Origin of the sequence: Sphingopyxis sp. GW247-27LB (genome assembly GCF_002277025.1) — a bacterium.
Classification (GTDB): Bacteria; Pseudomonadota; Alphaproteobacteria; order Sphingomonadales; family Sphingomonadaceae; genus Sphingopyxis.
The window spans coordinates 91056-104585 of the sequence record NZ_NIWD01000016.1 but is presented as its reverse complement, the minus strand read 5'-3'; the positions used below and the strand labels follow the sequence as shown (position 1 = coordinate 104585).

At 67.3% G+C, this 13530-nt stretch carries 14 protein-coding genes; 4 read left to right on the top strand and 10 right to left on the bottom strand.

Annotated features, from left to right (window positions below):
* Positions 1–7: 7 nt before the first annotated feature.
* The 3 genes from CD928_RS21720 to CD928_RS21710 are packed head-to-tail and all read right to left on the bottom strand — an operon-like array spanning position 8 to position 2842.
* A complete protein-coding gene (locus tag CD928_RS21720; RefSeq protein WP_095389182.1) occupies positions 8–718 on the bottom strand; it encodes an NYN domain-containing protein in 711 nt (236 codons plus the stop codon).
* The gene (putP, locus tag CD928_RS21715; RefSeq protein WP_095389181.1) at positions 711–2153 is read right to left on the bottom strand and encodes a sodium/proline symporter PutP; all 1443 of its coding nucleotides are present in this window, start codon (positions 2151–2153) and stop codon (positions 711–713) included. Before putP ends, CD928_RS21720 begins: the two co-directional genes overlap by 8 nt.
* 50 nt (positions 2154–2203) lie before the next feature.
* Positions 2204–2842, bottom strand: a complete 639-nt coding sequence (locus CD928_RS21710) for a carbonic anhydrase (RefSeq protein WP_095389180.1) — start codon at positions 2840–2842, stop codon at positions 2204–2206.
* A gap of 40 nt (positions 2843–2882) precedes the next feature.
* On the opposite strand from CD928_RS21710, the gene lipA reads away from it, so the two are divergent.
* Entirely contained in the window at positions 2883–3845 is a 963-nt protein-coding gene (gene lipA / locus CD928_RS21705) for a lipoyl synthase (RefSeq protein WP_095389222.1), read from the top strand.
* A gap of 2 nt (positions 3846–3847) precedes the next feature.
* A complete protein-coding gene (locus CD928_RS21700) occupies positions 3848–4288 on the top strand; it encodes a type II toxin-antitoxin system RatA family toxin (protein ID WP_095389179.1) in 441 nt (146 codons plus the stop codon).
* A gap of 27 nt (positions 4289–4315) precedes the next feature.
* On the opposite strand, the gene CD928_RS21695 is transcribed toward CD928_RS21700, so the two are convergent.
* The 4 genes from CD928_RS21695 to CD928_RS21680 form a co-directional block, all read right to left on the bottom strand.
* Positions 4316–5461, bottom strand: a complete 1146-nt coding sequence (locus CD928_RS21695) for a cell wall hydrolase (protein ID WP_095389178.1) — start codon at positions 5459–5461, stop codon at positions 4316–4318.
* A gap of 9 nt (positions 5462–5470) precedes the next feature.
* On the bottom strand, positions 5471–6391 hold the full coding sequence (cysK, locus tag CD928_RS21690; protein WP_095389177.1) for a cysteine synthase A: 921 nt from the start codon (positions 6389–6391) through the stop codon (positions 5471–5473).
* Positions 6388–7059 carry an alpha/beta hydrolase gene (locus CD928_RS21685; RefSeq protein ID WP_095389176.1) on the bottom strand — a complete coding sequence of 224 codons (672 nt, stop codon included), beginning with the start codon at positions 7057–7059 and terminating at the stop codon, positions 6388–6390. Before CD928_RS21685 ends, cysK begins: the two co-directional genes overlap by 4 nt.
* 129 nt (positions 7060–7188) lie before the next feature.
* On the bottom strand, positions 7189–8493 hold the full coding sequence (locus tag CD928_RS21680) for an MFS transporter (protein WP_095389175.1): 1305 nt from the start codon (positions 8491–8493) through the stop codon (positions 7189–7191).
* A 127-nt stretch (positions 8494–8620) separates the two neighbouring features.
* On the opposite strand from CD928_RS21680, the gene CD928_RS21675 reads away from it, so the two are divergent.
* On the top strand, positions 8621–10366 hold the full coding sequence (locus tag CD928_RS21675; protein WP_095389174.1) for a DUF885 domain-containing protein: 1746 nt from the start codon (positions 8621–8623) through the stop codon (positions 10364–10366).
* A gap of 117 nt (positions 10367–10483) precedes the next feature.
* On the opposite strand, the gene CD928_RS21670 is transcribed toward CD928_RS21675, so the two are convergent.
* Positions 10484–11776, bottom strand: coding sequence for an RsmB/NOP family class I SAM-dependent RNA methyltransferase (locus CD928_RS21670; protein WP_095389173.1), 1293 nt, complete (start codon positions 11774–11776; stop codon positions 10484–10486).
* Between the two features lie 82 nt (positions 11777–11858).
* Between CD928_RS21670 and CD928_RS21665 the strand changes: the two genes are divergently transcribed.
* Positions 11859–12065: a DUF1674 domain-containing protein gene (locus CD928_RS21665; RefSeq protein WP_095389220.1), complete on the top strand. Its 207-nt coding sequence runs from the start codon at positions 11859–11861 to the stop codon at positions 12063–12065.
* A gap of 17 nt (positions 12066–12082) precedes the next feature.
* On the opposite strand, the gene CD928_RS21660 is transcribed toward CD928_RS21665, so the two are convergent.
* Positions 12083–12643 (bottom strand): cytochrome b, encoded by a 561-nt coding sequence (locus CD928_RS21660; protein WP_095389172.1) that lies wholly within the window; start codon positions 12641–12643, stop codon positions 12083–12085.
* A 13-nt stretch (positions 12644–12656) separates the two neighbouring features.
* Positions 12657–13436 carry a SapC family protein gene (locus CD928_RS21655; protein WP_095389171.1) on the bottom strand — a complete coding sequence of 260 codons (780 nt, stop codon included), beginning with the start codon at positions 13434–13436 and terminating at the stop codon, positions 12657–12659.
* Positions 13437–13530 lie beyond the last annotated feature (94 nt).

Sequence of the window (13530 nt, the reverse complement as noted above, 5' to 3'; positions counted from 1 at the left end):
GTCGCGGCTATCGCACCCGCTTGACCCGCATCGGCCCGCCGTCGATGCGTTCGGTGACGAAATTGGGGATGTCGGCGATCATGTCCGACAATCGCGCATAGCCATAGCTACGGACGTCGAAGCTCGACCGGTTGCCCGCGATCTGCCCGACCTCGCCGAGCAGGGCATATCCCTGGTCGTCGCGTTTCGCCGCTTTCCACGCATTGCCCAGCAGTTCGACGACGTCGGGGTCGATTTTCTTTTTTGCTGCCGCCTTGGTGTCGGGGCCGGGCGACTGCCGCTCGGCGTCGATGAGCACGTCGACGTCGATGAAGCGCGTGCACGCGCCCTGAAAGCCCTCGGGCGTCTTGGCGCTGCCGAAGCCGTAGACCAGGATTCCGTCCTGCCGCACCCGCATCGCGAGCGGCATGAAATCGCTGTCGCTCGACATGATGCCGAGCCCGTCGAGGCGCCCGCGATAGAGCAGGTCCATCGCATCGATCGTCAGCTTCATGTCGGTGGCGTTCTTGCCCTTGGTCAGATCAAACTGCTGCTGCGGCTCGATCCCGAAACGATGAAGCTGGTCGACCCATCCTTTCAGCGCGGGCTTGCGCCAATTGCCATAGGCGCGGCGGATATTGACCGTGCCCAGCTCGGCGAGCGCGGTCAGCACCGGGTCGAGACCTGCGGGCCGCGCATTGTCGGCGTCGATCAGCAGCGCGACATTGCCGTCAGCCATGCGCCGCCGTCTCCGCTTGCGGGGGCTTCGTCACCAGGCTGACGATCAGGATGGCGAGCGTCGCGGCGGCGAAGCCGGGGAGGAGTTCGTAGACCGCCGTATCCCAGCCGCGATCGATCCACAGCATCACCACGGCGGCGCCGGTGACCATGCCGGCGAGCGCGCCCGCGAGCGTCATCCGCCGCCAGGTCAGCGCGAGCAGGATCAGCGGGCCGAAGGCGGCGCCGAAGCCCCCCCAGGCGTGGCTGACGAGCTTGAGCACGCTGCCGTCGGGATTTTGCGCGAGCAGCATCGCGATTGCCGCCACCGCGACGACCGACAGGCGGCCGACCGTCACGATCTCGCGCTCGCCGGCGTCGCGGCGGACGAAGAGGCGATAGAAATCCTCGGTCAGCGACGATCCGGTGACGAGAAGCTGCGCCGAAATCGTGCTCATGATCGCCGCGAGGATCGCCGAGAGAAGGAAGCCGAAGAGAAGCGGGTGAAACAGCGTCTCGCCGAGCAGGATGAAGATCGTCTCGGGGTCCGACACGGCCATTCCGTTGCTCTCGGCAAAGGCGCGGCCGACCAGCCCGACCGCGATCGCGCCAACGAGCGAAATCCCCATCCACGTCATGCCGATGCGCCGCGCGGTCGGAATATCCTTTACCGACCGGATCGCCATGAAGCGCACGATGATGTGCGGCTGCCCGAAATAGCCGAGCCCCCAGGCGGCGGCCGAGACGATGGCGAGCGCCGTCGTTCCGCCGAACAGGCTCGTCATATTGGGATCGATCCCGCGCAGGATCGCGCCGGCGCTGCTTCCCTCGGGCAATCCCAGCAGCGCCGCGACCGGCACGACGATCAGCGCCAGCATCATGATCGTGCCCTGCACGAAATCGGTCAGGCTGACCGCCAGGAAACCGCCGAGCACGACATAGGCGACCACGACGGTCGCGGTGATCCACAGCCCGGCATGATAGTCGAAGCCGAAGGCGGTCTGGAACAGCTTACCCCCCGCGACGAGGCCCGAGGCGCTGTAGATCGCGAAGAAGACGACAATGACCAGGCTCGCGACGAGGCGCAGCAGGTGGCGCCGGTCCTCGAACCGGTTGCCCAGATATTCGGGGATCGTCAACGCGTCGCCATAGCTTTCGGTTTGCGCGCGGAGCCGCGGCGCGACGATCAGCCAGTTGATCCAGGCGCCAATGAACAGGCCGATCGCGATCCAGCTTTCGGCGAGCCCCGACACATAGAGCGCGCCCGGCAGCCCGAGCATCAGCCAGCCCGACATGTCCGACGCGCCCGCCGCGAGCGCGGTCACCGCGGGGCCGAGGCTGCGGCCGCTCAGGAGATATTCGCTGCTGTCGGAGGTCGACTTGCGCCAGGCGTAGACGCCGATGCCCAGCATCAGCACGAAATAGACGCCGATGGCGAAAAGGGTCGCGTTGTTCATGGCCGACCGGTGTAGCGGCTTTCAGCGCGAACGGAAGATGCGATCGCCGCTCAGACGGGGGCGAATTCGCCCGTCGCCTCGTCGAGGACGTGCAACACGCCCTCGTTGATCGCGAAGAAGGCGCCGCGCAGGCTCAGCCGTCCGCGCTTCTCGCGCTCGGCGATGCACGGAAAGGTGCGTAGATTGTCGAGGCTGACCTTGACCCCGGCCAGCTCCATCGCGCGACCGGCGTCGCGGTTGGCGAAATCGGGATAGTCGGTTCGCACCTGAGCGCTCGCCTCGTCGAGCATCGCGATCCAGTCGGCGATGAAGCCGCCGCGACCGGGTTCGGCGCCCTCCATCGTCCGGTGGAGCGCGGCGTGACAGCCGCCGCACATGCCGTGCCCCATCACGACGATTTCCTCGACGTTCAGGAATTGCACCGCGAATTCGAGCGCCGCGGAGACGCCGTGGCGGCCGGGATTGGTCTCGAAGGGCGGAACCAGCGCGGCGACGTTGCGGACGACGAAGATCTCGCCGGGGTGGGTGTCGAAAATCTCGGCGGGCTCGGAGCGGCTGTCCGAACAGGCGATGATCATGACCTTGGGCGACTGGCCTTCTGCCAGCTCCTCCCACCGCTCGCGCTGCTGTTTCCAGCCATTGGCGCGGAAACGGGCGTAGCCGGCGAGCAGGTCATCGAAGTGAGTCATGGCGGCGACCTACGCCGATCCGATCCCATGCACAACAAGCATGGTTGAGAAGCGGCGCGCGCGCGCCTATGTGGGCGCGATGAACGCTCCCGCACCCAAACCGTCCGAACGCGCCCGCAAGCCCGACTGGATCCGCGTCAAGGCGCCGACCAGCCCCGGCTATGCCGAAACGCGCAAGCTGATGCGCGAGCTCAATCTGCATACGGTTTGCGAGGAAGCGGCCTGTCCGAACATCGGCGAATGCTGGACGAAGAAGCATGCGACGGTGATGATCCTCGGCGACACCTGCACCCGCGCCTGCGCCTTCTGCAACGTCAAGACCGGCATGCCGCGCCCCGTCGACCTGCTCGAGCCCGAACATACCGCGATCGCGGCGGCGAAGATGGGGCTGACGCATATCGTCATCACGTCGGTCGACCGCGACGACCTGCCCGACGGCGGCGCGAGCCAGTTCGTCAAGGTCATCCAGGCGCTGCGCCGCGAGACGCCGCAGACGACGATCGAGATTCTGACCCCCGATTTCCGCAACAAGCCCGAAAGCGCGGTCGCGGCGATCGTCGATGCGCGCCCCGACGTCTACAACCATAATCTCGAAACCGTGCCGCGGCTCTATCCGACGATCCGCCCGGGCGCGCGCTATTATGCGTCGCTGCGCCTGCTCGAGAGCGTCAAGCGCCGCGACCCGTCGATCTTCACCAAGTCGGGCATCATGCTCGGGCTCGGGGAGGAGCGGATGGAGGTGCATCAGGTGATGGACGACATGCGCAGCGCCGACATCGATTTCATGACAATGGGCCAATATCTCCAGCCGACGCCCCGCCACGCCAAGGTGATCGACTTCGTGACTCCGCAGGCCTTCGACGCCTATGCGCAGATCGCGCGCGCCAAGGGTTTCCTGCAGGTCGCCTCGTCGCCCTTGACCCGCTCCAGCTATCACGCCGGCGATGATTTCGAGCGCATGCGCGCCGCGCGCGAAGCGCAGCTGGCGCGCGCCGCCGACTGACCTTGCCGCGCCACCACGAAACGCGCGAGCTGCCCTACAGCGCCGAACAGATGTTCGCGCTGGTGACCGATATCGCGCGCTATCCCGAATTCCTGCCGTGGGTCATCGCGCTCCGCGTCCGCAGCGACGGCGAGGAAGAGGCGATTGCCGACATGGTCGTCGGCTTCAAGGGGCTGCGCGAGAGCTTTTCATGCCGCGTCGAAAAGCAGCGACCGAGCCATGTCGCGGTCCATTATATCGACGGCCCGATGCGCCATCTCGACAATGAATGGCATTTCACGCCAACGGAAGGCGGCGGCTGCCGCGTCGATTTCCTGGTCGATTTCTCCTTCCGCAACCGCCTCTTCGAAACGCTCGCCGGGCAGATGTTCGACAAGGCGCTGCGCCGCATGATCGCGGCGTTCGAGGAACGGGCGGCAGCGCTTTATGGGGTCGCGGCCTGAGGACGCGACGGCGGCAGGTGCCGGTCCCTACCGCTTCATGCACTGGCGCGCGTCGTCGCGCTTATACTCGCCGCAGTTCCACAGCGCCTTCTCGAACCCCGCCTTGTCGTCGCGAAGATAGGAAAAGCTCATCGCGGCGCGCTGGGTTTCGCTCATCGCGTCGCTTGCGGGCTTCAGCGTCGGGTTGGTCCAGCCCATGAACTTGCAATAGGGCTTTTCGCCGCACAGCCGCAGCGCGAGGGTCACGAAGCTTTCGGGCGGCGCGCGGCGGTCGAGTTCGACATAGAGCGTGTCGCGCCCGGTCGCCTCGCCCGCGCCGGGAACGAGACGCACTTCCTTGGCGAGCGCGTCGGCATCGGCGAGCGCGGTCGGTGGCCCCAGCGCGAGCGCGTGCAGCGTCGAAATCGCCGCGAGCTTGGCGACCGGAGCGTCATGACCCGACACCGCGCCGCGGAACGCGCCCGGCGTGCCCCAATAGCCCGGCCAGCGGAAGAAGAGGTGGGTGTCGACGATCGCGATCTTTTCGAGGCTGTCGCTCCAATAGGGGCGCACCCAGTCGGTGTGGTAATGGGTCGCGAGCCCGACGCGCGGATCGGTGATCCCTGACAGCATCATCTCGGCGAGCACCTGGGCGCGGCCCCACGCCGCGTCGGAATAGCGCCGGCCCAGCGCGCCGTCGCAGGTAAAGGTGAACTGGCAGCCGGTCGCGCGTTCCGATCCCTGGAACACGACGCCGCAGATCGATTTGGGGAAGGCGGGGTGGCGCACGCGGTTGATCACGACCTGGCCGACCGCCTGCTCGCCCTTGGCGTCGTCGCCCGCCTCATAGAGCATCGCCGCGGCGAGGCAGTCGCGCGCGCGGCCGCGGTTCTCGGCGTCGCCGGGATAGGTGAAGGGGCGCGCCGCGGCGAAGCCCTTGATCACGAGCGGGATGCGCGCGTTGGCGGCGCGGGCGTCGTCGACCGTGACCGGCGCGAGCTCGGTCGGCAGCACTTCGGGCACCACCTCGGCGGGCGGCGCCACCGGATGCGGACGCGCGGCGGTGCCCGGTCCGCCACCAGGCGCGCTCGCGTAGAGAACGGCCGCGATGGCCGCGACCGACAGCAGGACGAACAGCCACCCCGACCATTCGCGCCGCAACGGCAACGTCCATTGGCGCGCGCGCAGGCGCATGACGCGAGGTCAGATCTCGGGCAGGAAGTCGGGCACCGACAGATAGCGTTCGCCGGTATCGTAGTTGAAGCCGAGAATGCGGCTGCCTTTGGGCAGGTCGGGGAGCTTCTGGGCGATCGCGGCGAGCGTCGCGCCCGACGAGATGCCGACGAGCATGCCTTCCTCCGACGCCGAACGCAGCGCCATCGCCTTGGATTCGGGGGCGTCGACCTTGATCACCCCGTCGAGCAATTCGGTATGCAGGTTGCGCGGAATGAAACCCGCGCCGAGCCCCTGGATCGGGTGCGGCCCGGGCTGACCGCCCGAAATGACCGGCGAGGACACGGGCTCGACCGCATAGACCTTCAGATTGGGCCAATGGTCTTTCAGGAATTGCGCGCAGCCGGTGATGTGCCCGCCGGTGCCGACGCCGGTGATCAGCACGTCGATCGGCGTATCCTTGAAATCGGCCAGGATTTCGGGGCCCGTCGTGCGGAAATGGACGTCGACATTGGCTTCGTTCTCGAACTGCTGCGGCATCCACGCGCCGGGCGTGGTTTCGACGAGTTCGATCGCGCGCTCGATCGCGCCCTTCATGCCCTTTTCGCGCGGAGTCAGGTCGAAGGTCGCGCCATAGGCGAGCATCAGCCGGCGGCGCTCGAGCGACATGCTTTCGGGCATGACGAGGATCAGCTTGTAGCCCTTGACCGCGGCGGCCATCGCGAGGCCGATGCCGGTGTTCCCCGACGTCGGCTCGACGATGGTGCCGCCGGGCTTGAGGCTGCCGTCCTTTTCGGCCGCTTCGATCATGGCAAGGCCGATACGATCCTTGATCGAGCCACCGGGGTTGCTGCGCTCCGACTTGATCCAGACTTCGGCGTCGGGAAACAGCTTGGCCACGCGGATATGCGGGGTATTGCCGATGGTTTCGAGGATCGAATTGGCTTTCATCGTCGCTGTGCACCTTCTGGATATGCGAACCGGGGATCGCGCCGGGCGAAGCGATGCGGCCAGTCCCCGGAGCGGGTCCAGAGCGCCTCGTCCGCGAGGGCGGGTGTTGGCGCGGGTTGTAACGATGCGAGCAGATACTGTCCATAAGGCCAGTCGCCGAGCGCCGAATCGGCGTTGATATGGCCGAACGGCCCCGCATTGACGAACCGCGCGCCCCAGTTGCGCGACAGGCGCCAGACATGCGCGGTGGTCGCATAGGGATCGTTCTCGCTCGCGACGGCGATGAAGGTCGGGCGCGGCATAAGCATCGGCGACTGGGTGAAGCTCGCGAGGCGCCCCTGGCGGGGCAGGCGCGAAAGGTCGGGCGGCGCGACGAGCAGCGCGCCGGCGATCTTGGCGCGGGCGAAGCCGTTGGCGGTCGCGAACCAGTGGGCGAAGGCGTGGCAGCCGAGGCTGTGCGCGGCGATGAGCACGGGCGCGTCCTCGGCATCGAGCGCGTCGGCGATCTGCGCAATCCATTCGTCCTGATCGGGGTCGTTCCAGTTGCCAAGCTCGACTCGCTCGGCGTGCGCGAGTTTCTGTTCCCAAAGGCTTTGCCAATGGGCGGGCCCGCTGTTGTGAAGACCCGGAATGGTCAGGATTTTATGGCGAATGCTGGAAGTCTGCATGGCGGTCGCTCCATATCGGAATGAAGGGAAAACCGCGGTGACGGGTGAGGTCGATATAATTCAACTAAAAAAATAGACAATGCTATTTTGACGAAGCGAGGCCGGGCTGCGGCAAGCGGTGGGAGCGGCCTATTTGAACTGCGGCTCGAAGGTCTTGGCGCGCCGCAGCTCGGGAAACAGCCACGACCAGAGCGCGGTGACGCCGACCGCCGCCGCGCCGCCGACGGCCACGGCGCCGACCGGGCCGAGCAGCGCCGCCATCGCGCCGGCGCGCATCTCGCCGAGTTCGTTCGACGCCGAAATCGCGAGCCCCGACGCGGCGCTGACGCGCCCGCGCATATGGTCGGGGGTGTTGAGCTGGATCAGCGTGCCGCGCACGAAGACCGAGAACATGTCGGCGGCGCCCATGATCACGAGCAGGCCGAGCGACAGAAAGAAATGGGTCGACAGGCCGAAGCCGACGGTGACCACGCCGAACACCGCGACCGCCCACAGCATCTTCACCCCCACATTGCGCTCGATCGGGCGGATCGCGAGGCCGAGCGCAACGGCCGCCGCGCCGACCGCGGGCGCCGCGCGCAGGAAGCCGAGGCCTTCGGAGCCGGCGTGCAATATATCGCGCGCATAGACGGGCAGCATTGCGGTAGCGCCCGCGAGTAGAACCGCGAACAGGTCGAGCGTGATCGTGCCGAGCAGGAAGCGCTCGCTCCACACGAACTGCAGCCCGTCGACCATCTCGCGCAGCGGATGGCGCCGCACCTCGGCGGGAGGCGGCTGGACCGGGCGGACGCGGCTGATGGTGAAGGCCGAGAGCGCGAGGAGGATGGCGGCGAAGACATAGACCGACGCCGGATGCGCGGCATAGATCAGCCCGCCCGCGGCGGGACCGATCACCGACGCCGACTGCCAGGCGATGCTGCTCATCGCGATCGCGCGCGGCAGCACCGCAGGCGGCACGATGTTGGGCGCGATCGCGCTCATCGCAGGCCCGGAGAAGACGCGCGCCACGCCGTGCAGCGCGGCGAGGCCGAACAGCAGCGGCAGCGTCAGGGCATCGTTCCGGGTGAGCCACCAGAGCGTCGCGGCGATGAGAAGGTCGATGAGATTGGAGAAGATCGCGACACGGCGCCGCTCGAAGCGGTCGGCCGCCCAGCCCGCGACCGGGGTGAGCACCGCGAGCGGCACGAACTGGAAGAGGCCGAGCAGCCCGAGCTGGAACGACGCTTCCTTGATCGACATGCCATAGTCGGTGCGCGCGGTGTCGTAGAGCTGGTAGCCGATGACCACGACCATCGCGATCGTCGCCATCACCGCGGTGAAGCGCGCGAACCAGAAATAGCGGAAATCGGCGAAGGCGAGCGGGGAGGGGGCCTTGCTGGGCTCGGCGGGCGGAAGCGCCGGATCGACCGACGGGGGAGGGGGGATGGTCGCCATGTGCCGCTCGCCCTAACGCGCTTTTTTGCACCGCACCAGATGCCAAAATCCGTCGTTCGTCGATTAACGGATGCGTGCCGCCGGCGCCAGTGGCAAGCTGCGCCATCGGACAGAGGGAGATCTTGATATGACACGTAAATTCGCCCGCTTCGGCGGCGCCGCGCTCGCGGGCGCGCTGCTCGTGCTCGCTGGCTGCAACGCCAGCGACAACAAATCGGCCACCGCATCCGCGACGTCGAGCGCCAAGACGTGGAGCGAGTTTCGCGACGCCTTCCTCGCCGGCTATTTCCCGCTCAACCCGACCTTCGCCGTCTATCAGGGCAAGCATGAATATGACGGCCAGCTTCCCGACTGGTCGCCCGAAGGTATCGAGAAGCAGGCGGCCTTCCTCGAAAAGACGATCGCCGACGCCAAGGCGTTCGACGGCGACATGACCGATGCCGAGAAGTTCGAGCGCGACTATCTGGTCCATGTCGCCGAGGGCCAGCTCTTCTTCCTGCGCGACACCGATTTCGCGCAGAAGAACCCCGCCTTCTACGTCGGCGCGCTCGACCCCAACGTCTATATCGCGCGGCCTTACGCCGACCCCGCGACGCGCATGAAGGCGTTTATCGCCTATGCGCAGAAGGTTCCCGCCGCCGCGGCGCAGATCAAGGCGAACCTCAAGCTGCCGCTGCCGGCGACCTTCGTGAAGTTCGGCACCGCGGGTTTCGGCGGCTTCGCCGATTATTATACCGGCGATGCCAAGGCGGCCTTCGCCGAGGTGAAGGACGCGGCGCTCCAGAAGCAGTTCGACGAGGCGGCGGCCAAGGCGGCGGCGGCGATGAAGGACCTCGCCGCCTATGTCGGGTCGCAGCCGGGCACCCCCGACGGCTATGCGCTCGGCGCCGACAAGTTCGCGAAGATGATCCTCGCCAACGAAGCCGTCGACACGCCGCTGGATGAGCTCGAACGCATCGGTCAGGCCGACCTCAAGCGCAATCAGGACGCGCTCAAGGCCGCCTGCGCGACCTATGCCGCGGGGGCGACGATCGCCGACTGCATGAAGAAGATGAACGCCGACAAGCCCGAGGGCGGCCCGGTCGCCGAGGCGCGGCGCCAGCTTCCCGAGCTACGCGCCTTCCTGGTCGAAAAGGACCTGGTGTCGATCCCCGGCACCGAGCAGGCGCAGGTCGAGGAATCGCCGCCCTACAACCGCCAGAACAGCGCCTATATCGATATCCCGGGTCCCTATGAGAAAGGCCTGCCGTCGGTCTATTACATCTCCCCGCCCGACCCGGCGTGGGACAAGGCGACCCAAGACGCATTCGTGCCGGGCAAGAAGGACCTGCTCTTCACCTCGGTCCACGAGGTATGGCCGGGCCATTTCCTCAACTTCCTCCATTCGAACCGCGCGGAGAGCATCTTCGGCAAGCTGTTCGTCGGCTATGCCTTCGCCGAGGGCTGGGCGCATTACACCGAGGAGATGATGTGGGACGCCGGGCTCGGCAATGGCGACCCCGAGACGCATATCGGCCAGTTGTCGAACGCGCTGCTGCGCGACTGCCGCTATCTCTCGGCGATCGGGCTGCACACCAAGGGCATGACGGTCGCGGACAGCGAAAAGATGTTCAAGGAGCAATGCTATCAGGACGAGGGCAATGCCCGCCAGCAGGCGGCGCGCGGCACCTATGACCCGCTCTACCTCAACTATACGCTCGGCAAGCTGATGATCCGCAAGCTGCGCGAGGATTGGACAGCCAAGAACGGGGGGGCGGGCAACCGGTCGAAGTGGAAGGCGTTCCACGACGAATTCCTGTCCTACGGCGGCCCGCCGATCCCGATGGTGCGCGCGGCGATGATGAAGGAGGAGGCGCCGAAGGCGGTGTTCTGATCCCTTTGTAATCGTCATTGCGAGGAGCGAAGCGACGCGGCAATCCAGAGTAGGTGTAACCCGCCCTGGATTGCTTCGCTCCGCTCGCAATGACGAAACAGAATAGGGAGCCTCAGCTCACCCCGGCGCGCGCAGCCGCGCGACGAAGAAACCGTCGAGCCCGCCGGCATCGGCGAGCATCGAGGGTAGGGTGCGGACGAAGCCGCTCGCGTCGGGGACGACGCCCCCGGGCAGTTCGCCGGGCCGCGCCGCCTCGATCGCCCAGCCCGGATGACCGGCGAGGAAGGCGGTGATCCGGTCCTCCCCCTCGGCGCGTTCGAGCGAGCAGGTCGCGTAGACGAGCGCGCCGCCGGGCTTCACCCAGCGCGCGGCGCGTGCGAGCAGTTCGGCCTGCAGCTCCGCCATCGCGCCGATCTGCGCTGGCTCGATCCGGTGCAGCACGTCGGGATGGCGGCGGAAGATTCCGGTGGCCGAGCAGGGCGCGTCGAGCAGGATCGCATCGGCGGCGGCATCGGGTTCCCATGTCCGGATGTCGCCCTGCGCGACCTCGGCGGAAAGGCCGGTGCGGGCGAGGTTGCTCTTCAGCCGTTCGAGCCGTTTCGCGCTCGCATCGACCGCGACGACGTCCCAGCCCGCGGCGGCGAGCTGCATCGTCTTGCCGCCCGGCGCGGCGCAAAGGTCGAGGACTCGCCGGCCGTTGCCGGGGCCGAGCAGGCGGGCCGGGATGCTCGCCGCCAGATCCTGCACCCACCAGCCGCCCTCCCGGAAGCCCGGCACATCCTCGACCGCCCGGCCCCGGGGCAAGCGGCGATGACGCGGCGCGAGCGCCGGAAGCTCGGCCCATTCGGCACCCTCGGGCTCGGCCGCGAAGCTGAGGTCGACCGGCGGCGGCCCGCTCCATGCCGCAGAAGCGGCCGCGGCCATGGCTTCACCCCATTGCGCGGTCCAGCGCGCGGCGACCGCGGGCGGCAGGCTCGCCGTCGCGGGCAGCGCCCACGCCTCCTGCTGCGCGCGCGACAGCAGCGCGTGCACCAGCCGCCGCGGCCCGCCGTCGACGAGCGGCAGCGCCGTCGCCACCACCGCGTGCGGCGGGCTTTGGAGCGCGAGCAACTGCGCGAGCGCGATCCGCAGCACGGCGCGCGACTTGACGTCCTCGGGAAGCGGCTGGGTGGTCGCGCCGTCGATCAGCGCGTCGATATCGACCATCCAGCGCAGCGCTTCGGACACGATGGCGATCGCAAAGGCGCGGTCGGCGGGCGCGAGCCCCTGCGTCGCGGCATGGGACGCGATGTCGAGCGAATCGCCGCGGCGCAGGATGGCGTCGATCAGCCGCAACGCGGCGCGTCGCGGCGCAGTGCCGGGCGGGTCGCCGGCATCGGCGCGGCCGCGAGAGCGGCGGCGCTCAGCCATGTCGCGCATGCTTCGGGTGGTTGGCGTGGGTGGGCAAAGACATTATCTGACTCTCGACATTCATTCTCATTCGGGACGGCCCATGACCAAGCAGAGCGAACCCACCATCGGCGGCACGCCGCGCGCCGCGAAGCGTCCCGCGCATGTCCGGGCGCCCGCCGACTGGTCCAACGACCCCGTGCCGGCGCCGAAGCCGCTCGCGGAGGAACCCGACGCCGAGCAGCCTGGCGGACGCAATCCGGTGCGGTATGGCGACTGGGAACTCAAGGGTCTCGCGGTGGACTTCTGACGCGCCGCGCGGCGCGATCAAAAGGGATTCATCCGTGCCGTGACCCCCGAGCGGTCGACGAACTGGTGCTTCAGCGCCGCCAATATGTGGATCACGACCAGCGCGAGCATCGTGAGGCCCAGCAACTCGTGCCGTTCGTGCATCACGTCGGCGAGCGGCTTGTCGGGTGCGACCAGCGACGGCACGGTGAACAGCCCGAAGAAATCGATCGGAGCATCCGCCGCCGACATCCAGACCCACCCCGACAGCGGCAGCAGGACCAGCAGCGCGTAGAAGAGGAAATGGACGATCTTGCTGAGCGGACGCTGCCACGCCGGAACAGCGGCGGGAAGCGGCGGCGCCTTGTGCAGCAGCCGCCAGACGATCCGCACCAGCGTGAGCGCGAGGATCGTGATGCCGAGCGCCTTGTGCACGCCCATCGCGGCGCGGTGCACGTCGCGCGGCATCCCTTCGGTCAGCATCGCAAGGCAGATGTTGGCGATCACCGCGAGGCCGATCAGCCAATGGAGCCAGATGGCCACCTTCGTATAGCGCGGTTCCGTGGTCGTTCCGACGAAGGCGCTTGCGGTGGTGGCCATATGCTCGGTCTCCTCAGGCGGTGGGGGCTTCCGTCACCAGCTGCATCTTGCCGCTTTTTACCTGTTCGGCAAACACTTCGCGCATCAGCTGCAACGAGAAAAGGTGCGCAAAGACCAGGCCGAGCATGCCGTTCTGCATCATCTTGCGCAGCACATCACCGCGCAGTTCGCGCAGCTTGGCCTCGTCGATCATCTGGAAACCGCGATAGATATAGGGCTGGCTGCTGCCCTCGGGCGTGATGCTGACCTCGCCGTCCATCAAAAGATCGGCCTTTTTCAGCTCCTCGATGAACATGCCGGTGCGCTGGCCCGCTTCCTCGAAATTCTTGCAGAATTCCAGGATGCCGTTGGTCGCCTCGGTCGGCTGGCCGTCCTCGAACAGCTTGTCGCCCTCGTCGAACTTGCCGATCGCGCCGGCGGTCGGGTCGAAACAGAGCGACAGCTCGTCCGAATCCGGGCGCAGACGCGCGAGAAGGAAGGGATAGCGGCGGATATAGGCGGGAACATAGACCGGATTGATCAGCTTGCCCTCGGCGTCGACGAAGGTGTTCATGCCTTCGTTCATGCCCATCAGCGCGAGCGGAACCGGATTGTCGCCCGCCGAGAAGACGATCGGGAAGAAGCGGCACGCCGACGAAAATTCGTCGGTCGTCAGCGGCACCGCATGCTGGTTGATCAGGAAGTCGGCGCTGTCCATCGAGCGCGCCCGGAAATCGGCATGGTCGACGCTCGAAAGCGGCGCGAGGTCCTTGTAGAAAAGCGGCAGATTGGCGTTGGCGGGCGCAGTGGCCATGATGAAGCTCCGAAACGGGGACCCGGACGCGGGCCCGAAAAAAGACAATGGGGCGCCTTATTGGCCCGCGCGCCGCGACGCAAGGGCCGATGCG